Annotated in this window: 23 protein-coding genes; 3 read left to right on the top strand and 20 right to left on the bottom strand. The window is 43.6% G+C overall.

Features of this window, described 5'->3' with window-relative positions; all coding sequences use genetic code 11:
• Position 1: 1 nt before the first annotated feature.
• The 7 genes from rpoB to secE all read right to left on the bottom strand — a co-directional run bounded on the left by rpoB (position 2) and on the right by secE (position 7,873).
• Positions 2–4,030, bottom strand: coding sequence for a DNA-directed RNA polymerase subunit beta (gene rpoB, locus M1F26_RS01690; RefSeq protein ID WP_004264386.1), 4,029 nt, complete (start codon positions 4,028–4,030; stop codon positions 2–4).
• Positions 4,031–4,389: 359 nt separating this feature from the next.
• Entirely contained in the window at positions 4,390–4,755 is a 366-nt protein-coding gene (gene rplL / locus M1F26_RS01685) for a 50S ribosomal protein L7/L12 (protein WP_004264384.1), read from the bottom strand.
• A 60-nt stretch (positions 4,756–4,815) separates the two neighbouring features.
• Complete coding sequence (gene rplJ / locus M1F26_RS01680; RefSeq protein ID WP_004264381.1) at positions 4,816–5,313, bottom strand: 50S ribosomal protein L10; 498 nt, start codon at positions 5,311–5,313, stop codon at positions 4,816–4,818.
• A 334-nt stretch (positions 5,314–5,647) separates the two neighbouring features.
• A complete protein-coding gene (rplA, locus tag M1F26_RS01675) occupies positions 5,648–6,349 on the bottom strand; it encodes a 50S ribosomal protein L1 (RefSeq protein ID WP_004264380.1) in 702 nt (233 codons plus the stop codon).
• Between the two features lie 4 nt (positions 6,350–6,353).
• Entirely contained in the window at positions 6,354–6,782 is a 429-nt protein-coding gene (rplK, locus tag M1F26_RS01670; protein ID WP_004264379.1) for a 50S ribosomal protein L11, read from the bottom strand.
• 158 nt (positions 6,783–6,940) lie between these two features.
• The gene (gene nusG, locus M1F26_RS01665; RefSeq protein ID WP_004264378.1) at positions 6,941–7,486 is read right to left on the bottom strand and encodes a transcription termination/antitermination protein NusG; all 546 of its coding nucleotides are present in this window, start codon (positions 7,484–7,486) and stop codon (positions 6,941–6,943) included.
• Positions 7,487–7,873, bottom strand: a complete 387-nt coding sequence (gene secE / locus M1F26_RS01660; RefSeq protein ID WP_004264377.1) for a preprotein translocase subunit SecE — start codon at positions 7,871–7,873, stop codon at positions 7,487–7,489.
• A gap of 325 nt (positions 7,874–8,198) precedes the next feature.
• On the opposite strand from secE, the gene M1F26_RS01655 reads away from it, so the two are divergent.
• Positions 8,199–8,399 (top strand): hypothetical protein, encoded by a 201-nt coding sequence (locus tag M1F26_RS01655; protein ID WP_036958857.1) that lies wholly within the window; start codon positions 8,199–8,201, stop codon positions 8,397–8,399.
• Positions 8,400–8,493: 94 nt separating this feature from the next.
• On the opposite strand, the gene tuf is transcribed toward M1F26_RS01655, so the two are convergent.
• From tuf to fkpA, 9 genes are all read right to left on the bottom strand, one after another.
• A complete protein-coding gene (gene tuf, locus M1F26_RS01650; RefSeq protein ID WP_215954249.1) occupies positions 8,494–9,678 on the bottom strand; it encodes an elongation factor Tu in 1,185 nt (394 codons plus the stop codon).
• Between the two features lie 77 nt (positions 9,679–9,755).
• Positions 9,756–11,882, bottom strand: coding sequence for an elongation factor G (gene fusA, locus M1F26_RS01645; RefSeq protein ID WP_004262483.1), 2,127 nt, complete (start codon positions 11,880–11,882; stop codon positions 9,756–9,758).
• A gap of 86 nt (positions 11,883–11,968) precedes the next feature.
• Entirely contained in the window at positions 11,969–12,439 is a 471-nt protein-coding gene (rpsG, locus tag M1F26_RS01640) for a 30S ribosomal protein S7 (protein WP_004262486.1), read from the bottom strand.
• Positions 12,440–12,536: 97 nt separating this feature from the next.
• Positions 12,537–12,911, bottom strand: coding sequence for a 30S ribosomal protein S12 (rpsL, locus tag M1F26_RS01635; RefSeq protein ID WP_004265905.1), 375 nt, complete (start codon positions 12,909–12,911; stop codon positions 12,537–12,539).
• A 136-nt stretch (positions 12,912–13,047) separates the two neighbouring features.
• Positions 13,048–13,335, bottom strand: a complete 288-nt coding sequence (gene tusB / locus M1F26_RS01630) for a sulfurtransferase complex subunit TusB (RefSeq protein ID WP_036958589.1) — start codon at positions 13,333–13,335, stop codon at positions 13,048–13,050.
• Positions 13,336–13,392: 57 nt separating this feature from the next.
• Positions 13,393–13,752: a sulfurtransferase complex subunit TusC gene (tusC, locus tag M1F26_RS01625; protein WP_004262499.1), complete on the bottom strand. Its 360-nt coding sequence runs from the start codon at positions 13,750–13,752 to the stop codon at positions 13,393–13,395.
• Positions 13,753–13,776: 24 nt separating this feature from the next.
• Entirely contained in the window at positions 13,777–14,181 is a 405-nt protein-coding gene (gene tusD / locus M1F26_RS01620) for a sulfurtransferase complex subunit TusD (RefSeq protein ID WP_115166426.1), read from the bottom strand.
• Positions 14,178–14,882, bottom strand: a complete 705-nt coding sequence (locus tag M1F26_RS01615; RefSeq protein ID WP_004262503.1) for a transcriptional regulator — start codon at positions 14,880–14,882, stop codon at positions 14,178–14,180. The genes tusD and M1F26_RS01615 overlap by 4 nt, the downstream gene beginning before the upstream one ends.
• Positions 14,883–15,179: 297 nt before the next feature.
• Positions 15,180–15,923, bottom strand: a complete 744-nt coding sequence (fkpA, locus tag M1F26_RS01610) for an FKBP-type peptidyl-prolyl cis-trans isomerase (RefSeq protein WP_004262506.1) — start codon at positions 15,921–15,923, stop codon at positions 15,180–15,182.
• Between the two features lie 246 nt (positions 15,924–16,169).
• On the opposite strand from fkpA, the gene M1F26_RS01605 reads away from it, so the two are divergent.
• Positions 16,170–16,391: a SlyX family protein gene (locus M1F26_RS01605; RefSeq protein WP_004262507.1), complete on the top strand. Its 222-nt coding sequence runs from the start codon at positions 16,170–16,172 to the stop codon at positions 16,389–16,391.
• A gap of 82 nt (positions 16,392–16,473) precedes the next feature.
• Here M1F26_RS01605 and slyD read toward each other — a convergent pair whose 3' ends face one another.
• From slyD to kefG, 4 genes are all read right to left on the bottom strand, one after another.
• Positions 16,474–17,079: a peptidylprolyl isomerase gene (slyD, locus tag M1F26_RS01600; protein WP_004262508.1), complete on the bottom strand. Its 606-nt coding sequence runs from the start codon at positions 17,077–17,079 to the stop codon at positions 16,474–16,476.
• Positions 17,080–17,165: 86 nt separating this feature from the next.
• Complete coding sequence (locus tag M1F26_RS01595) at positions 17,166–17,369, bottom strand: YheV family putative zinc ribbon protein (RefSeq protein WP_004262510.1); 204 nt, start codon at positions 17,367–17,369, stop codon at positions 17,166–17,168.
• Positions 17,370–17,378: 9 nt separating this feature from the next.
• Positions 17,379–19,187, bottom strand: coding sequence for a glutathione-regulated potassium-efflux system protein KefB (gene kefB, locus M1F26_RS01590; RefSeq protein WP_004262513.1), 1,809 nt, complete (start codon positions 19,185–19,187; stop codon positions 17,379–17,381).
• The gene (kefG, locus tag M1F26_RS01585; protein WP_004262516.1) at positions 19,187–19,741 is read right to left on the bottom strand and encodes a glutathione-regulated potassium-efflux system ancillary protein KefG; all 555 of its coding nucleotides are present in this window, start codon (positions 19,739–19,741) and stop codon (positions 19,187–19,189) included. The genes kefB and kefG overlap by 1 nt, the downstream gene beginning before the upstream one ends.
• 222 nt (positions 19,742–19,963) lie before the next feature.
• On the opposite strand from kefG, the gene M1F26_RS01580 reads away from it, so the two are divergent.
• The gene (locus M1F26_RS01580) at positions 19,964–21,898 is read left to right on the top strand and encodes an ABC transporter ATP-binding protein (RefSeq protein ID WP_140172022.1); all 1,935 of its coding nucleotides are present in this window, start codon (positions 19,964–19,966) and stop codon (positions 21,896–21,898) included.
• Positions 21,899–21,922 lie beyond the last annotated feature (24 nt).

Raw genomic sequence — 21,922 nt, 5'->3', positions numbered from 1 at the left:
ATTACTCGTCTTCCAGCTCGATGTTGATACCCAGTGAACGGATTTCTTTCAGCAATACGTTGAAAGATTCCGGCATACCAGGTTCCATCTGATGGCTACCATCGACGATGTTTTTATACATCTTCGTACGGCCGTTAACGTCATCCGATTTAACTGTAAGCATTTCTTGAAGAGTATAGGCTGCACCGTATGCTTCCAGTGCCCACACTTCCATCTCCCCGAAACGCTGACCACCGAACTGCGCTTTACCACCCAGCGGTTGCTGAGTAACCAAGCTGTAAGAACCTGTTGAACGGGCATGCATCTTATCGTCAACCAAGTGGTTCAGTTTCAGCATGTACATGTAGCCGACAGTAACTTGACGCTCAAAACGCTCGCCAGTACGACCATCGAATAATGTAATCTGACCTGAAGTCGGCAGACCGCCCAGTTTCAGCAGTTCTTTGATTTCTTTCTCTTTCGCACCATCAAATACTGGTGTTGCAATTGGCATACCTTTTTTCAGGTTCTCAGCCAAACGCATAACTTCTTCGTCAGTGAAAGTGTTCAAATCAACTTTCTGGCGTGGATCATCACCTAAATCGTATGCTTTTTGGATAAACTCACGCAGTTTGGCAACTTCTTCTTGCTGTTTAAGCATAGCATTGATTTTCTCACCAATACCTTTCGCTGCCATCCCTAAGTGGGTTTCCAAAATCTGACCGATGTTCATACGTGATGGTACGCCCAGCGGGTTCAGAACGATATCAACTGGGTTACCGTTTTCATCGTAAGGCATGTCTTCAACTGGGTTGATTTTTGAGATAACACCTTTGTTACCATGGCGACCCGCCATTTTATCACCCGGTTGAATCTGACGTTTAACAGCCAGATAAACCTTAACAATTTTCAGTACACCCGGTGCTAAGTCATCACCTTGAGTAATTTTACGACGTTTTGCATCGAGTTTTTTCTCGAACTCAGATTTCAGTTCGTCATACTGTTCAGCTAATTGCTCTAACTGGTTTTGCTTCTCTTCGTCTGCTAAAGATAACTCTAACCAACGGTCGCGAGGCAGTTTGTCCAGTTTTTCAGCTTCAATTCCGCCGTTAACCAGTACAGAACGGATACGTGCAAACAGGCCAGCTTCGAAAATACGCAGCTCTTCTGTTAAGTCTTTCTTCGCATCACGTAACTGAGTTTCTTCGATCTCTAATGCACGTTTGTCTTTCTCTACACCGTCACGGGTAAATACTTGTACGTCAATAACCGTACCAGATACACCATTAGGAACACGTAAAGAAGAGTCTTTAACGTCTGATGCTTTTTCACCGAAGATAGCACGTAACAGTTTCTCTTCTGGAGTCAGTTGAGTTTCACCTTTAGGTGTTACTTTACCAACCAGAATGTCGCCGCCTTTCACTTCCGCACCAATATACACGATACCGGATTCGTCAAGTTTAGACAGAGCAGCTTCACCGACGTTTGGAATATCTGCAGTGATTTCTTCAGGCCCTAATTTAGTGTCACGAGACACACAAGAGAGCTCTTGAATATGAATAGTTGTAAAACGGTCTTCTTGAACAACACGCTCAGAAACTAAGATGGAGTCTTCGAAGTTATAACCATTCCATGGCATGAATGCCACGCGCATGTTTTGACCAAGTGCTAATTCGCCGAGGTCTGTTGAAGGACCATCCGCTAACACGTCACCACGTTCAACAGGTTCACCTAAAGATACACAAGGCATCTGGCTAATACAGGTGTTCTGGTTAGAACGGGTATATTTAGTCAGGTTATAAATATCGATTCCAGCTTCGCCTGGGTACATCTCATCTTCGTTAACTTTGATAACGATACGAGAAGCATCAACGTACTGAACCGAACCACCACGTCTTGCAACAGCAGTAACACCAGAGTCAACCGCTACTGCACGTTCCATACCTGTACCAACTAATGGTTTGTCGGCACGTAAAGTAGGAACCGCTTGACGTTGCATGTTCGCACCCATCAATGCACGGTTGGCGTCATCGTGTTCAAGGAATGGGATCAGTGACGCACCAACAGAAACAACCTGTTGAGTCGAAACGTCCATATATTCAACCTGTTCACGGCTGAATAAGCTTGATTCACCTTTGTTACGGCAAGTAATCAGTTCTTCAACAAAGCTACCATCATCACCTAAAACGGTGTTTGCCTGAGCAATGATGAAGTTACCTTCTTCAATTGCAGACAAATAATGGATTTCGTCTGTTACTAAGCCATCGCGGACTAAACGGTATGGGGTTTCTAAGAAACCGTACTCATTGGTCTGTGCATAAACAGATAATGAGTTGATCAGACCGATGTTTGGACCTTCAGGAGTTTCGATTGGACAAACACGACCGTAGTGAGTTGGGTGAACGTCACGTACTTCGAAGCCCGCACGCTCACGAGTCAGACCACCTGGGCCTAACGCAGAGATACGACGCTTGTGCGTAATTTCAGACAGCGGGTTGTTCTGGTCCATAAATTGGGACAGCTGGCTGGAACCAAAGAACTCTTTAACTGCGGCTGAAATTGGTTTCGCGTTGATCATATCTTGTGGCATTAATGCATCGAGGTCGCCCAAAGAAAGACGCTCTTTCACTGCACGCTCAACACGAACCAGACCGACACGGAATTGGTTCTCTGCCATTTCACCAACGGAACGAATACGACGGTTACCTAAATGGTCGATATCATCCACTTCGCCTTTACCGTTACGGATATCGATGAGTTTACGCATAACATCAATGATGTCTTCTTCACTCAGGATACCTGAACCTTCGATTTCTTCGCGGTTCAGTGAACGGTTGAACTTCATGCGACCTACTGCAGACAAGTCGTAACGATCTTCAGAGAAGAATAAGTTATCGAACAGGTTTTCAGCGGCTTCACGGGTTGGCGGCTCACCAGGACGCATCATGCGGTAGATTTCTACCAATGCACTCAGACGATCGTTAGTTGGGTCAACACGAACGGTTTCAGAAATGTAAGCACCATGGTCTAAGTCATTGGTAAACAATGTTTCGATTGTTTTATGACCAGACTGGCTCAGACGTGCCAACATATCTAAAGAAAGTTCCATGTTCGCTGCACAAATCAGCTCACCAGTACTTTCATCAATATAGTCTCTAGCAACGACTTTACCTGCGATATATTCAACAGGAACTTCGATGCTATTCACTTCTTCTTTTTCTAACTGACGAATGTGACGTGCAGTGATACGGCGGCCTTTTTCTACATAGACTTTACCGTTCGCTTCGATATCAAATGAAGCTGTCTCACCACGTAAACGCTCAGGAACCAGCGTCATCATCAGTTTATTATCACGGATTTGGAATACAGTTTTTTCGAAGAACAGATTTAAGATTTCTTCGGTATTGTAATCCATTGCACGCAGAATAATGGTCGCAGGTAATTTACGGCGACGGTCAATACGTACAAACAGGTTATCTTTCGGGTCAAATTCGAAATCAAGCCATGAACCACGGTAAGGGATAATACGTGCGTTATATAGCACTTTACCTGAAGAGTGTGTTTTACCTTTATCGCTGTCGAAGAATACACCAGGACTACGGTGTAACTGAGAAACGATAACACGCTCAGTACCGTTGATAACGAAAGTTCCGTTTTCAGTCATGAGTGGAATTTCACCCATGTAGACTTCTTGTTCTTTGATGTCTTTAACAGTTCCTTCCGGTGCTTCACGCTCATAAACGATGAGACGCAATTTCACACGTAAAGGCGCAGAGTAAGTTACACCGCGAATTTGACATTCTTTAACATCAAAAACAGGCTCGCCTAAACGATAGCTGACATATTGTAATTCAGCATTACCGCTGTAGCTCTGAATTGGAAACACAGAACGGAAAGCTGCTTCCAGCCCATTCTGGCCATCTGGATCTTGCTCGATAAACTTCTGGAACGAGTCAAGTTGGATAGAAAGGAGATAAGGTATGTCCAAAACTTGTGGACGCTTACCAAAGTCCTTACGGATACGTTTTTTCTCGGTATAGGAGTAAACCATAGGTTTCCTCAGCTCGTTGATCAGTGACCCAAGTGGTTAGCTCTTAGTATAAGAGACTGAACCGCAACGCGTTTTTTTATAAGAAACGGAAAATGAATACTTTCCTTAATACTCATTGCTATTACTCTTAAATCATTTCATTGCGTTGCCATTGCTACCGAGCTACCCGAGCGGGTCGTAGCGAAGAACACAGTATATTAAGTCGTCAATAGAAAGAAGTATTGGAGGGTTGTTGTTAACATTAAAACTGCGTGAAAAGCTGTTAACACCCATCACGCTTTACAGCGCAAAAAGGCTGGTGATTAAAAAATCACCAGCCGTCAGCCTAATTAGATTAGGCTGCGTTCTTGCAATTGAACTTATTTAAGTTCAACAGAAGCGCCTGCTTCTTCAAGAGATTTTTTCAGAGCTTCAGCTTCGTCTTTGCTCGCGCCTTCTTTGATGGTCGCTGGAGCAGACTCTACCATATCTTTAGCTTCTTTCAGGCCAAGACCGGTTGCGCCACGAACTGCTTTGATAACTGCAACTTTGTTACCGCCAACAGCTGACAGTACAACGTCGAATTCAGTTTTTTCTTCAGCAGCTTCAGCTGGGCCCGCAGCAACAGCAACAGCTGCAGCAGCAGAAACGCCGAATTTTTCTTCCATCATAGTAATCAGTTCAACAACGTCCATTACAGACATTTCTGCAACTGCATCAAGGATTTGGTCTTTAGTGATAGACATAACAAGTGTTCCTAAAATTCAGAAATAGTTTATACGTTAAAAAGCAACGAAGGAAAGGGCTTATGCAGCTTCTTTCTGATCGCGCAGAGCAGCCAGAGTACGAACCAATTTGCCGGCAGCGGCTTCTTTCATGGTTGACATCAGGCGTGCGATTGCTTCATCGTAAGTTGGGAGAGTTGCCAGACGATCGATATCTTTCGCTTGGATTAACTCACCTTCAAAGGCCGCAGCTTTAATCTCAAATGCTGGATTCGCTTTCGCGAACTCTTTGAACAGACGAGCGCCAGCGCCCGGGTGTTCGTTAGAGAAAGCAATTAAGGTTGGACCGACAAACACGTCTTTCAGTACATCGTAAGAAGTACCTTCAACAGCACGACGGATCAGTGTGTTACGAACAACACGGATATAAACGCCTGCTTCGCGACCTGCTTTACGCAGTTCAGTCATTTTTGCTACAGTTACGCCGCGTGAATCAGCAACAACTGCAGAAAGCGCGCCTTTGGCTACTTCGCTGACTTCAGCAACAATCGCTTGTTTGTCTTGAAGATTTAGTGCCATTAGCTTCTTGCTCCTGGATTAACCGGGAAAACCCGGGACTCACATCACTCAAACACAACATTATGTAAGAGCGCTAAAACACGGTGAGCAGAATAGAATCCAGAATTAAATTCTAGGTATCTCTGTCACCGTCTACGCAGGTAAATTAAGTAGCTATTATAACTAATAAACCACACCTGCGGTCTTGGACGGGGTCTGGAAAGGCCAGACTCCATACCGAAATTCGTGGTTTGTTGGATACATTTTGTGTACCCAACAAACTCAAGGCGTCAAATTTTATACAAATTTGACGCAAAGGTAAAGCCTAATTACCAATTAGCCGAAGCTATAGCAATTAAACTGTCGCTGACAGACCAGCTTGGTCAACAGCAACACCTGCACCCATAGTGGTGGACAGGCTAACTTTCTTGATGAAAACACCTTTAGCAGAAGCTGGTTTTGCTTTTTTCAGCGCGATCAGCAGTGCTTCTAAGTTTTCTTTCAGTTTGTTAGCGTCGAAATCAACTTTACCGATAGTGGTGTGGATGATTCCGTTTTTGTCATTACGGTAACGAACCTGACCTGCTTTAGCATTGTTAACTGCTTCAGCAACGTTTGGAGTTACAGTACCAACTTTCGGGTTTGGCATCAGACCACGTGGGCCTAAAACTTGACCTAATTGGCCAACAACGCGCATTGCATCTGGAGAAGCAATAACAACGTCAAAGTCCATTTCACCAGCTTTGATTTTATCAGCCAGATCTTCCATACCTACCAGTTCAGCACCTGCAGCTTTAGCAGCTTCAGCGTTTGCGCCTTGTGCGAACACAGCAACGCGAACTGAACGGCCAGTACCGTGTGGCAGCACAGTTGCACCACGAACGTTTTGGTCAGATTTACGAGCATCGATGCCCAGGTTGATAGCTACGTCAACGCTTTCTACGAATTTAGCAGTTGCTAATTCTTTCAGCAGTGCAACGGCTTCATTGATGTCATACTGTTTAGTTGCATCAACTTTTTCACGGATATTGCGCATGCGCTTAGTCAGTTTAGCCATTGTCTTAGTCCTCCACTACCAGGCCCATGGAACGAGCAGTACCTTCAATTGAACGCATCATTGCGTCAACATCAGCACCAGTCATGTCCGCAGCTTTAGTTTCAGCGATTTCGCGAATCTGAGCAGAGGTCACTTTACCAACTTTGTCTTTGTTCGGCTTACCTGAACCAGACTTAACGCCAGCTGCTTTTTTCAGCAGAACTGCTGCAGGTGGAGTTTTGGTAACGAAAGTGAAAGAACGGTCTGCGTAAACAGTAATAACAACAGGAATTGGTAAACCTTTTTCCAGGCTGTCTGTTTTTGCGTTGAACGCTTTACAGAATTCCATGATGTTAACACCTTGTTGACCCAGTGCTGGACCAACCGGTGGACTTGGGTTCGCCATACCAGCTGCAACTTGCAGCTTAACGTAGGCTTGAACTTTCTTAGCCATGATATTTCCTCTAGATGGGTGATAGCGCCTTACGGTTTGCAAGGCTCCCCGTTACATTAAACATGCCCCGCACATTAATTTGCGCCGAACATAAAAACAAAAGGCGCGAAATTGTAGTCAAATTTCACGCCTTTTGCAAGTCAGTTTTGTCGTTTAGATTAGGCTTTTTCTACTTGACCAAAATCCAATTCGACTGGAGTTGCACGACCGAAGATAGAAACAGACACTTTCAAGCGGCTCTTTTCATAATCAATTTCTTCAACCACACCGTTAAAGTCAGCAAACGGACCTTCGCTAACACGAACCATTTCACCCGGTTCAAACAGTGTTTTCGGACGTGGTTTATCACCAACTTGTTGTAAGCGGTTCATGATAGCATCAACTTCTTTATCGCTAATTGGCGCTGGACGATCTGACGTCCCGCCAATGAACCCCATTACACGCGGTACACTACGCACTAAGTGCCAAGAGTCATCATTCATGACCATTTGGACTAAGACATAGCCTGGGAAGAATTTACGTTCACTCTTACGGCGCTGACCGCTACGGATTTCAACAACTTCTTCTGTTGGAACCATAACTTCGCCAAAAGAATCTTCCATAGCATGTAATTTGATATGTTCACGTAAAGATTGTGCTACGCGACCTTCAAAACCAGAGAATGCCTGAATGACATACCAGCGCTTTTTAGGTGAATCGGACATTTAGAATAACCTCAGGCTTGTAATAAATGAAACTAAACGCACCAGGATACCATCTAGTCCCCACAGTATTAATGACATTACAGCCGTTACTGCAGCAACAATTAAAGTAGTTTGTAATGTTTCCTGGCGAGTAGGCCAAATGACTTTTCTCATCTCGACGCGAGCTTCGCGTGCAAACGCCAGTGTTGCTTTACCTTTTGTGGTCCATAAAGCGACAGCACCTGCAATAGCGACAACAGCCACAACTGCAAAAGCACGCAGCGCGAGATTATATTGACGGAAGTAATAATTACCAACAATAGCAATTATTAATAAGGCACAGACAATGATCCACTTGAAGATGTCTGCACTGCGTCCACTTCCTTGAGCTTCGCTATTCGCACTCATAATTCAACCTGTTACCATGAAGTATGTACAAAGCTTGCTTGTTTACAAAGGTAAGCCAACCAAGCCAAACCAATAGAATATGCCAACATATCCCTCAATTACTACAAACTAAGCCTGCAAAAATTTGATAGGGATATCAATAGCATCACCTGCGATCTAAAAAGTAATTAGCCTTGTTAATGGAGGTAATTAGCGTTATTCGTTCTGCAAAAATAACAAGTTGCAGTAACATTTTATTTCGCAAGTACTACGTGTACGTCAGTACTCTCACTTTACAAGTGCTACCCATTTCACAAGTGCTATTCCATTTTGCAGGAATTTCAGCATGCCCAGTAAATTTTTTAACTACACCAATCAAGAAAGTGACTTTCTTTTTGTGGCAGCAGTAAAATATACCATATCTTCCGAGCAAAACCTTAATAAATCTCATATAACTGCGCAAAGTAGCCCGCACAGTTATCAATTCGTTGTTTCAGAGCCTATCTCACCAATAATTATACAAATGATTGATGAGATAGGTTCTTAATTTTGCAACGTCTGAATTTTGCAACGTATAAAAAGGACGTCTATTAGACGCCCTTTTTTACTAAGTGGTTCTTTCTTATTCAGAAAGAGCGGTATTATGCAATAATTTTTGCAACAACACCCGCACCTACAGTACGGCCACCTTCACGGATTGCGAAACGTAAACCGTCGTCCATCGCGATTGGGTGGATCAGGGTAACGATCATGTTGATGTTATCACCTGGCATTACCATCTCTACGCCTTCTGGCAGTTCGATAGTACCTGTTACGTCAGTTGTACGGAAGTAGAACTGTGGACGGTAACCTTTGAAGAATGGAGTATGACGACCACCTTCATCTTTGCTCAGAATATAAACTTCTGATTCAAATTTAGTGTGTGGCTTGATTGAACCTGGTTTCGCCAGTACTTGACCACGTTGAATTTCTTCACGCTTAGTACCACGCAGCAGAACACCAACGTTCTCACCTGCACGACCTTCGTCTAACAGTTTACGGAACATTTCAACGCCAGTACAAGTTGTTTTAACCGTGTCTTGAATACCAACGATTTCAACTTCTTCACCAACTTTGATGATACCACGTTCAACACGGCCTGTTACTACTGTACCACGACCTGAGATTGAGAATACGTCTTCGATTGGCAGCAGGAATGGCTTGTCAATTGCACGCTCTGGTTCTGGAATGTAAGTATCCAGGTGGCCTGCTAATTCAACAATTTTCGCTTCCCACTCTGGGTTGCCTTCCAGCGCTTTCAGTGCTGAACCACGGACAACTGGAGTGTCGTCGCCTGGGAAATCGTATTGAGACAGAAGTTCACGAACTTCCATTTCGACTAATTCTAACAGCTCTTCGTCGTCTACCATGTCACATTTGTTCAGGAAAACGATGATGTAAGGAACACCAACCTGACGACCTAACAGGATGTGCTCACGAGTTTGTGGCATTGGGCCATCTGTCGCAGCAACAACCAGAATTGCACCGTCCATCTGAGCAGCACCAGTGATCATGTTTTTAACATAGTCGGCGTGTCCTGGGCAGTCTACGTGTGCGTAGTGGCGAGTTGGAGTATCGTATTCTACGTGTGAAGTAGAGATGGTGATACCACGCGCTTTTTCTTCTGGTGCGTTATCGATTTGATCGAACGCACGAGCAGCACCGCCGTAAGTTTTAGCCAGAACAGTAGTGATAGCTGCTGTCAGAGTAGTTTTACCGTGGTCAACGTGGCCGATAGTACCAACGTTAACGTGCGGTTTTGAACGTTCAAATTTTTCTTTAGACACGACTCTATTCCTTATGGAGTTCCCTCTTCACGATAAAGAAGGAACTTAAATTAAAGTAGTTAACCGATAAAAATCGATTATTTAGCGTTACGAGCTTCGATTACAGCTTGTGCAACGTTGTTTGGTGCTTCATTGTACTTCAGGAACTCCATAGAGTATGAAGCACGACCTTGTGTCTGAGAACGCAGGTCAGTAGCATAACCGAACATTTCTGACAATGGTACTTGTGCACGAACGACTTTACCAGTAGGCAGGTCATCCATACCTTCAATCATACCACGACGACGGTTCAGGTCACCAATAACATCACCCATGTAGTCTTCTGGTGTTTCCACTTCAACTTTCATGATTGGCTCAAGCAGAACTGGTTTAGCTTTTTTGAAGCCATCTTTAAACGCGATTGAAGCCGCAAGTTTAAACGCCAATTCAGAGGAGTCAACATCATGGTAAGAACCGAAATGTAAACGAACACCCATGTTAACAACCGGGTAACCAGCTAATGGGCCAGATTTCAGCTGCTCTTGGATACCTTTGTCAACGGCAGGGATGTATTCAGTAGGAATTACACCACCTTTGATGTCGTTGGCAAATTCGTAATCCATTGGAACACCGTCTTTATCGTTTTTGTCCAGAGGGAACATATCGATAACGACATGACCGTACTGACCACGACCACCAGACTGTTTCGCGTGTTTACCTTCGATATCAGTCACTTTCATAGTGATTGCTTCACGGTAAGCAACTTGAGGTTTACCAACGTTCGCTTCAACTTTAAATTCACGACGCATACGGTCAACCAGAACGTCTAAGTGCAGCTCACCCATACCAGCGATGATAGTCTGATTAGTCTCTTCATCACTTGATACGCGGAAAGATGGGTCTTCTTGAGCCAAACGGCCTAATGCGATACCCATTTTTTCTTGGTCAGCTTTAGTTTTCGGTTCGATTGCAACAGAGATTACTGGCTCTGGGAATTCCATACGCTCCAGGATGATTGGTGCATCAACTGCACATAAAGTATCACCTGTAGTTACGTCTTTCAGACCGATAGCAGCCGCGATGTCACCAGCGCGAACTTCTTTAATCTCTTCACGTTTGTTAGCGTGCATCTGTACGATACGGCCAAAACGCTCTTTCTTCGCTTTAACTGCGTTCAGTACTGTGTCACCTGAGTTAACAACACCAGAGTAAACACGGAAGAACGTCAAGTTACCAACGAATGGGTCGGTTGCAATTTTAAATGCTAATGATGAGAATGGCTCATCATCACTTGCGTGACGCTCTGCAGGAGTGTCTTTACCATCGTCCAGAATACCATTAATTGCAGGTACATCTGTTGGCGCAGGTAAGTAATCAACAACTGCATCCAGCATCGCCTGAACACCTTTGTTCTTAAATGCAGAACCACAGGTAACCAGGATAATTTCGCTTGCAAGAACACGTTGACGTAATGCAGCTTTAATTTCTGCTTCAGTCAGTTCTTCACCGCCCAGATATTTTTCCATCAGTTCTTCTGATGCTTCTGCTGCGGTTTCGATCAGGTTGTTGTGCCACTCTTCAGCAGCTTCTTGCATGTTCGCAGGGATATCTTCGTATTCGAAGGTAACGCCCTGGTCTTCATCACTCCACTTGATTGCTTTCATTTTCAGCAAGTCAACAACACCAGTGAACGACTCTTCTGCGCCGACTGGTAATTGCAGTGGAACTGCGTTAGCAGCTAAACGTGATTTTAATTGCTCAACAACACGTAAGAAGTTCGCACCCATACGGTCCATTTTGTTAACGAACGCGATACGTGGAACTTTATATTTGTTAGCCTGACGCCATACAGTTTCAGACTGTGGCTGAACACCACCAACTGCACAGTAAACCATTACTGCGCCATCAAGAACACGCATAGAACGTTCTACTTCGATAGTGAAGTCAACGTGTCCCGGGGTGTCGATGATGTTGATACGGTGTGGCTCATACTGTTTTGCCATACCAGACCAGAATGCAGTAGTCGCAGCAGATGTGATAGTAATACCACGCTCTTGCTCCTGCTCCATCCAGTCCATTGTTGCAGAACCTTCGTGAGTTTCACCAATTTTATGGTTTACACCAGTATAGAACAGAATACGTTCAGAAGTTGTGGTTTTACCGGCGTCGATGTGTGCACTGATACCGATATTACGATAACGTGCTATGGGCGTTTGACGGGCCATTTTTTCCTCTCTCGTGGGCGTTCAATGCTTCATATAAAGGGTAGCAAATGGCTACCCTGAGATACATCACTAATGTGGGTAAGAACTTACCAACGGTAGTGTGCGAACGCCTTGTTAGCTTCTGCCATACGGTGAACGTCTTCACGTTTCTTAACAGCGGAACCTTTGTTCTCAGCAGCGTCTGATAATTCATTTGCCAGGCGAAGCGCCATAGATTTATCACCGCGTTTACGAGCAGCATCAACGATCCAACGCATTGCCAGGGCATTACGACGAACCGGGCGAACTTCAACTGGAACTTGGTAAGTTGAACCACCAACACGGCGGGATTTAACTTCCACAGTCGGACGCACGTTATCTAGTGCTAATTCGAATGCATCAAGTTCAGTTTTACCAGAACGCTGAGCAAGGGTTTCAAGTGCGTTATATACGATTGCTTCAGCAGTAGATTTTTTCCCGTCTACCATCAGGATATTTACAAATTTGGCCAGTAATTCTGATCCGAACTTAGGATCTGGAAGAATTTTACGTTGACCTATTACGCGACGACGTGGCATGGATATGACTCCGTTGTTAATTCAGGTTTGTCCAAAACTCTACGAGAGTATTTTGACATTAAGATTAAAATGTTTGGCCTTACTTAACGGAAATCCATTAAGCCTTAGGTTTTTTCGCGCCGTATTTAGAACGAGCTTGCTTACGGTCTTTAACACCAGAACAGTCCAGTGCGCCGCGAACGGTGTGATAACGCACACCTGGTAAGTCTTTAACACGACCACCACGGATAAGGATAACGGAGTGCTCCTGCAAGTTGTGGCCTTCACCACCGATGTAGGAAGAAACTTCGAAACCGTTAGTTAAACGAACACGGCATACTTTACGTAATGCTGAGTTTGGTTTCTTAGGAGTGGTAGTATATACACGAGTACATACGCCACGTTTTTGCGGGCAAGCTTCCAGTGCTGGAACGTTGCTTTTAACAACTTTCGAGCTACGAGATTTGCGTACCAGCTGATTAATAGTTGCCATTATTAAAAAAGCTCCTGGTTTTATTGCTTCGTAAACACGGATTTTGACCCCGTTCGCCAACATGACGATACACGAGGACGCGAAATTTTATTGCTGACTGGCTCAGGTGTCAAGAAATATACAACTTTTAGTGCCTTTATATGGCAAAATGTTGTTTTTGGACTTCTGTTAGCTTCACAAAACCTTGATATGTGATTACAGAAACTGCGGTTGATAGGGTATTTTGCAACCCACGGGCATTGATGTCTACATCCAAAGCGTACAACTGCGCCCCTGTTTTTTGTAGTGCAACAAGATAAGGCGACTGTGCGACTGCCGCAACCACGCCATCTTGCATCAGTAAAACGACATCTTCAGCCGTAATAAAGCCTACCATTGTAGAAAAATCACATTTAAACGGAGATGTTGCTAATGTATACAGCATAGAAAAGATCCTACTATAGATCAAAAAACAACCCAAGCTCAAAATTCACACAATGGATTAAAAATTAAGCACCACATCACATTCCGCTATTTTAGCGCTTACCTCTTTCTTGCTAAGAATTGTTGGTGTTAAAACCCATTCACAATGCTCTCCCAGCCCCCGTTCTTGTAGCGAAGAGCCGCAGAGATAAACTTTTTCAATGTCATATAACGGCAATATTTTAAATGTTACGATGTAATCTCGAGCAAGCACTTCAGCGGGATGTTGGTTTGCTAGAAGCTGATAAACGCCATCAGAGAGAAAAAACACCTGAATGTCTTCTGTCAGTGCTGAAGTTGCTAATAATGCATCTAACCCTTCTCGGCCACTGGCATTTCCATGGGGCATGGTTGTAAAGACAAAAGCTATTTTTTTCACACGGTACCTTGTATTGAGCTGTTCTTAGAATTGAATTGTTCGGTCTGTGGTTATCATCGCTTCCGCAAGGCTTCCTAACCCACTCATGATAAAGCCCTCAGCAAGGTTAGCCGTTGGAAGAGATAAACTTTGCGCTTGTTCTTGGTCAACAACCCCCCGACGCAACGCGGCAGAAACACAGATATGCATTTCGCACCCAGATTGTTTTGCCAGTTCCTGCCAAGCTGAAACTAAATTGAATTCATCTGTTGCTGGTGACGTAAGCTGGTTCGCATTAAAAACACCCTCACGATAAAAAAAGAGTGTTTTCAATATATGCCCTTCTTCAAGAAGGGCTTTTGCAAATTGATACGCACTCGCTGCTTGTTGTGTACCATAAGCAGGACCTGTCACAACTAAGCAGTAGGTTAACGAATTTGTATTACTCATTCACCGCTCTTGAATTGACGAATGTATAAATAAACGGTGTGTTTAGAAATGTTCAAACGGTCAGCAACTTGGTTAATGGCATCTTTAATATCGAAAATGCCTTTTTCATATAGGTTAAGAACCACTTGCTTGTTTTTCGCATTATTTGAGACATTACGATCACCGCCAACTTCTTCAATTGTGTACTCCAATGTTTGTGCGACAAGATCATCAACTGAAGAGGCAAAGTTTACATCTGAAGTAACTTCTTGCTTAGTTTCTGGAACAAACGATTGAATAATTTCAGAGAACGGCACATCTAAGTTCATATTGATACATAATAAGCCAATCACACGTTGCTTGCGGTTACGAATAGCAATAGTAACGGATTTCATTAAATCACCGCTTTTCGCTTTCGTAAAATAAGCCTTCGAGACATTCGATTCTTCGTCTGCCATATCATGCAGCATTCTCAACGCTAGGTCTGTAATCGGTGAGCCGATTTTACGCCCAGTGTGCTGGCCATTTGCGATTCTGACTGCAGAGCAGTTTAGGTCTTCTAAAGAGTGAAGAACAATTTCACAGTGCCCACCGATTAGCATTGCCAGACCATCCACAGCAGCTTCATATGATTTTAAAATCTCATGGTCTGTCTCAGAAAAGGGCTGGTTATCCAATATGTTAATATCGCTGAGGTCGTGTGATTGTATAGAATCAGACATTTCAACATCATCCTTCTAATGTAAAAACTCATCCTGTTGACTAAAAAGGCGTTCATTATTCGACTATTTGGCCTTCATTACTTTGTTTGTAGCCAACAATTGTGATGATAAAAAATAAAATAGAGTCTTCTGAAGTTAAAACTCCACGGCGTTGCCGTCAAGCGAATGAATGCAAGACAGTCTGTTTTATCACAAGTTTTAAACAATTTGAGAGTTTTTTTGATGAGAAATATAAAAAAGCCCAAGGCATGAATGCATTGGGCATCAAAATACACTTAGCTAATGCTTAGTGAGGACTTATTTAGCAGCAGGCTTGATGTCTAATAACTCAACATCAAAGACTAATGTTGAATTTGCTGGGATACCCGGCACGCCATTTTCGCCGTAAGCTAATTCAGCTGGGATAACCAACTGCATTTTGCCGCCTTTTTTCAGGTTAACTAAACCTTCAGTCCAGCCTTTAATCACTGAATTTAATGGAATTGTCAGTGGCTCATTACGTGAATATGAGCTGTCGAATTCAGTACCGTCAATCAAAGAACCTTTGTAGTGAACCACAACGGTTTCATCTGCTTTAGGTTTCGCCCCTGTACCGTCTTTTTCAATTTTGTACAGTAAGCCTGATTTAGTTTTAACAACGCCTTTTTCTTTCGCGTATTTTTCGCGGTACTCAGCGCCTTTTTTCTCATTATTAGCTGATTCTTCTTTCATTTTTTTGTCGGCAGCTTCTTTGACTTGACCTTCAAACTGACGCAATGTTTCTTCAACTTCTGCATCGGTCATTTTGCTTTTGCCGTTAAATGCATCTTGGACACCAGCGAGTAATTGAGCCTTATCCAAATTAATACCAATTGTTTTTTGTTCTTCTAAAGAATTCTGCATGTAGCGGCCTAAAGACGCACCCAGTGCATACGCATTACGCTCTTCTGCGTTTTTGAATGCGCTGCTTTGTGCTTTGGCTTCCGCTGCCATCACTTGCGGAGCAGCAAAAGTAAATGCTAGCGTAGTTGCTAAAAGGCTTGCCTTAAACAGTGATTTCATCCTAGTCTCCGATAACTTTTATTCGATTATATTCGAATAGCGAACTATTCGTTTTATGGGTAGGGCTCTTTAAGTTTAGACCCCGTTACCCCATTGAGTATTAAAAAAATATAATAACTACTGAGACCACATTAACAAAAAGTCGTTTCGTCGCCTATATCTTTAACTAAAACTTATCTATTGATTTGTAATGTTCAGTTATTATGATGGTTTAATTACGATATAAACGCTTAAGGAGAGTCGAATATGGACTCATCTGATACATTTGAACAACGCCTAGAACTTTTAGAAAGTAAAGTTGCCTTTCAAGAACTGGCGATTGAACAACTAAACCAGGTTATTACTGACCAACAAATGCAAATGAGCCGTCTGCAGGAACATTTACGCATTGTAGCTGAAAGGCTGAAATCATCCCAAGATTCTCACTTAGCAAGGCCTGAAGAAGAAACGCCGCCACCACATTATTAATTTAAAATGCGAACCTATTGATTTTAAATTAAAAAAAGGAAGCTTTCGCTTCCTTTTTTTTTATAAACACTAATACTTCGTATTAGTGGCAGCCGCAGCCGCCTTGTTTGTGACCGTGTCCGTGACCTTCACCGCCACCGCAGCAACCGCCTTCTGAACCGTGGCTATGACCGCCACCGCCACAGCAACCACCTTCGTGGTCGTGGTCATGGTCGTGACCACCTGCACCATGGACGTGGCCATGTGCGATTTCTTCTTCTGTTGCTTCACGGATAGCCATGATTTCAACATTAAATTTCAGGTTTTGACCTGCTAACATGTGGTTACCGTCAACGATAACTTCATCACCTTCGATACCTGTAATTTCAACAGGAACTGGGCCCATGTCAGTGTCAGCTAAGAAACGCATGCCGACTTCTAGCTCATCAACGCCCATAAATACATCTTTAGGAACACGTTGAACTAAGTTGTCATCGTATTGGCCATATGCATCGTCTGAAGCGACTTCAACATCGAAGTTTTCGCCGACAGAGCGACCTTCTAATGCTTTTTCTAAACCTGAAATTAAAGACCCACGACCATGCAAATAGTCCATTGGCGCGCTTGCTGGCGACTCATCAACTAAAACACCGTCTTCTGTTCTTACTTGATAAGCCAAGCTGACCACCAAGTCTTTTGCTACTTTCATGACATCTCCTACTACCCGTAAGGGAAAAATTTTTGCCAATTGTACCGAAAAACTATAGTGATGTATTGAGAATTGACAAATTTCTATTATTCAGGTGTAAAAATTCCAATAACCTGCTCTTTTTGCCTAACATGTCCCGTTGCTTCATCCCCTGCTTGGCGTTGCTGATCGCCGCAATTGACACACTCGACAACATCAATTTTATCTTCACGCCACATCATTAATGTATCTTGTGACTTGCACTTAGGGCACGTCGCCCCGGCAATAAAGCGTTTACGTGTTGAAGCCATTTCTAACCCTTATTGTTCATTATTCCAGCTATGAGGCTGCCGATGTTCTCTTTGCATTTCTTTCTCAAAGAGTTCATTCAGTTCACGACGTGCCTCTTTAATGCGTGAAATTTGCCCGCTGTCACTATTTTCATTCTCTGGATAAATATCTCTAAGCATTTTCATGTCTAAACGGCGAAAATGCTGCTTCGCGCGATAAGCTTTATGAGGATGCATCCCTGTGCTAACAAGCGCTTTGCTTCCTAATTCAAGTGCGCTCGAGAATGTTTCACGGCTAAAATCAGTCACTCCACTTTGTAATAGCTCATGGGCCTCAAGGCGACCTTTAGCACGTGCAATAATATGCAAGTTAGGAAAGTTTTCTTGGCAAATTTGCACAATTTCCATCACTTCTTCAGGCACATCACTGGTGATGACGATAGATTTTGCTTTATCGGCTCCTGCTGAACGCAATAATTGTAGTTCACGTGCATCACCGTAATAGACCGTATAGCCGTAGCGGCGCATGGTACTAATCGCCGTAACATCTTGTTCTAGTACTGTAATTTTAACCTTATTCGCCATTAATAAACGGCCAACCACCTGCCCCATGCGACCAAAACCGACCAAAATAACATGTGGGTCATTGTCTTCTACAAATGGCTTTTCACTCGAGGCTGGTTGTTGATTATAACGGTAGTTTAAATAGGCATCTATCAACTGCATCACAAGTGGCGTCGTCATCATCGAAAGTGTGACAACTACCAGTAATAAGTCCATCTGCCGTTCATTTATCACACTTGCACCAAAAGCAGTTGCATAGATCACAAAAGCAAATTCACCACCTTGGCTAAGCACCCCGGAAAATTGAGCTCTTGCTCCATTTCGAAGCCTAGCGGCTAAACTCAGTCCGTAAAGCACTAACGCTTTGACTGCGACTAATACCGCAACAGCAATCAATACTTGTGGTAAATAAGCCCACAACACATCTAAATTCAATGACATACCTACTGAGATAAAAAATAGCCCCAGTAGCAGACCTTTAAACGGTTCGATATTAATTTCCAGTTCATGGCGGAACTCTGTTTCCGCTAACATGACCCCTGCCATAAAGGTTCCCAGAGCCATAGAAAAGCCAAGGCTTTCCATAATGAGTGCGGAACCTAATACCACCAACAATGCTGCAGCCGTAAAAATTTCATGAACGCCAGATTTAGCGGCAAGCCTGAACATCGGCCGTAATAAATAGCGGCCAACTACCCATAAACCTGCGAACGCCACTATCTTCAAGCCAATTTTTTGCCAATCACTGGTTGCTGAGTCCCCGGCTAGCAATGGGATCAGCGCCATAATCGGGATAACTGCCATATCTTGGAATAACAAAACAGAAAAACCGAGTTGCCCGCTTTCTTTGTTGGACATCCCTTTTTCGTTCATCAACTGAAGTGCCATTGCCGTTGATGACATCGCCATTCCTAATCCACCAACAATAGCGGCTTGCCAAGAAAATTTGGCTAAAAACAACAGTGACGCCATGATAGCCGCAGTGACAACCACTTGAAGCGTACCTACACCGAAAATCGAGCGCCTAAGCTCCCATAATTTAGAAGGTTTTAGCTCTAACCCGATGAGAAACATCAGGAACACCACTCCCATTTCGGAGAAGTGCAAAATATCATCAACATTACGAATAAAGCCAAAAACAAATGGCCCAATCATGATCCCGGCAAGCAAATACCCCAGTACAGCACCTAAGCGGATTTTTTGTGCAATAGGTACCATGACTACCCCTGCGCAGAGGAAGATGATAACGGATTCAAATAGCCCTAGTTCTGACATTAGGATAACCCTCCCGCACCTAGCGGCTGTTGCATCCATTGGCGGTAGTCATCGATAATCTGTTCAAATCGTTCTTTAGGCTGCCGACGTGCTGCATAAATAATGGTTGGTTCTAGCCACTGCATATCACACATTAATGCGGTCAATTCAAATGGGCGAAGTATTTCTGTAAGTGGATAATGGTTATATCCATCATATTGGTAAGCGTGAACAGGCTCGCCTGTGGTAATCACAGAACGCCAGTATTTGCCTTTTAATTTTTGGTACCCTACATCGGTCGCAAAACGGCGGGTTAACACGCGGTCAAACCACTCTTTCAACAACGCAGGGCAACTATATGTATAGAGAGGATGTTGAAAAATAATGATATCGTGCTGGCACAGTAATTTTTGTTCCGCGGTTACATCAATAAAATAATCTGGATAAATTGCGTATAAATCGTGTACAGTCACATGGTCAAAATCACGCACTGCCTCCAATAACGCCTTATTAGCCATCGATTCGTCGGGGTCCGGGTGAGCGTAGACCACCAGCACTTTCGGTGTATTTGACATCTTTCCCTCCTCAAAGGCGTGTCAGACGGAACATTTTCCGTTACCATGCAGCCTGCTATACTCGTCATACTTCACGTTGCTGTGTTGTTGACTACGCGCATTCGCACTAGTCACCTACTTAAGTAGGCTCCTAGCGACTCATGTGCTTGTCGCCTAACAGCACCGTAAATTATTTAGAGTATATACGTTGATAATCTAACATATTTTTAATAGACGGTTGCTATGATTGTTTTCTCTTCACTCCAAATTCGCCGAGGTGTTCGTGTCCTACTAGACAATGCCACTGCGACTATTAACCCCGGCCAAAAAGTTGGTTTAGTGGGTAAAAACGGCTGCGGTAAATCGACACTTCTTGCGTTATTAAAAGGCGAATTACAAGCTGAAGCAGGTTCTGCAACCTTTCCAAGCAATTGGTCCATGGCATGGGTGAACCAAGAAACCCCTGCCCTTGATGTGCCCGCTCTTGAATATGTGATTGATGGTGATCGCGAGTTCCGAGCTTTAGAACAAAAACTTCAACAAGCTAATGAAAAAAATGATGGTCATGCCATCGCTGTGGTTCATGGGCAGCTTGATGCCATTGATGCATGGACCATCCGTTCCCGCGCATCCAGTTTGCTACATGGTTTAGGTTTTAGTCAGTCACAGCTAGATTCCCCAGTAAAATCATTTTCCGGTGGATGGCGGATGCGTTTGAACCTCGCGCAGGCATTGCTTTGCCGTTCTGACCTATTGTTACTCGATGAGCCAACCAACCACCTTGATTTAGACGCAGTGATTTGGTTAGAAAAATGGTTAAAAAGCTACCAAGGCACTCTGATTTTGATTTCCCATGATAGGGATTTCCTCGACCCAATTATTGATAAAGTCCTGCATATCGAACAAGAAACGATGTTTGAATACACGGGTAACTATTCTTCTTTTGAGCGCCAACGTGCGACAAAACTCGCTCAGCAACAAGCGTTGTATGAGAGCCAACAAGCCAAAGCGGCGCATTTACAAAGTTATATTGACCGTTTTAGAGTGCAAGCGACGAAAGCCAAGCAAGCACAAAGCCGCATTAAAATGCTTGAAAGAATGGAAATGGTCGCTCCGGCTCATGTGGATAACCCATTCCATTTTTCATTCCGTAAACCAGAAAGCTTACCGAATCCATTATTGAAAATGGAAAAAGTCAGCGCTGGCTACGGTGAAAAAGTCATTTTGCAATCCATTAAACTAAACTTGGTACCAGGTTCACGCATCGGCCTACTGGGCCGAAATGGTGCGGGTAAATCCACATTAATTAAGATGTTAGCGGGTGATTTACCGCCATTACAGGGAGAAATCGCCCTCGCAAAAGGGATTAAACTGGGTTATTTCGCCCAGCACCAATTGGAGTATTTGCACCCTGAAGAATCACCTTTGCAGCATCTTGCTCGCCTTGCACCAGAGCAAACTGAGCAGCAATTACGCGACTATTTAGGGGGTTTTGGCTTTAAAGGCGACCAAGTGACAGACCCGAGCGGCCGTTTCTCTGGCGGTGAAAAAGCCCGTTTAGTGCTAGCGTTGATTGTATGGCAGCGTCCTAACTTACTGTTACTGGATGAGCCAACCAACCACTTGGATTTAGACATGCGCCAAGCACTTACCGAAGCCTTAATGGCCTTCGAAGGGGCTTTAGTTGTCGTTTCCCATGATAGGCATTTACTGCGCACTACCACCGATGAACTGTATTTAGTCCATGGCGGTTCTGTCGAGCAATTTGATGGTGATTTAGAAGATTACCAACAATGGCTAGCAGAACAAAATAAGCTGGAATTACAACAGTTCCGTGACCAGCAAGAAAAAGACAAACCGGCGGCCGCTGCAACGGTTACAGCACAAGATAGAAAAGTTCAAAAACGTCGTGAAGCTGAATTTCGTCAATTAACTCAGCCTATCCGTAAAAAAATTACGGAATTGGAAAAGCTGATGGATAAGCATTCCAATACCCTAAGTGACCTAGAAACCAAACTTTCTGATGCTGCCATTTACGAACAAGATAAAAAAGCCGAATTGACGGAATGCTTGAAAAAACAAACTGAACACAAAACAGCTCTTGAAGATGTGGAAATGGAGTGGATGGAACTGCAAGAGCAGCTAGAAACCATGACTAGTGAGTTTGAATTAAATTAATTCGTTATAAAACATCACAATCCA

The organism is Providencia sp. PROV048 (assembly GCF_033688165.1).
In the GTDB taxonomy this organism is placed as follows: domain Bacteria; phylum Pseudomonadota; class Gammaproteobacteria; order Enterobacterales; family Enterobacteriaceae; genus Providencia; species Providencia hangzhouensis.
This window is presented reverse-complemented; position numbering and strand designations above follow the sequence as displayed.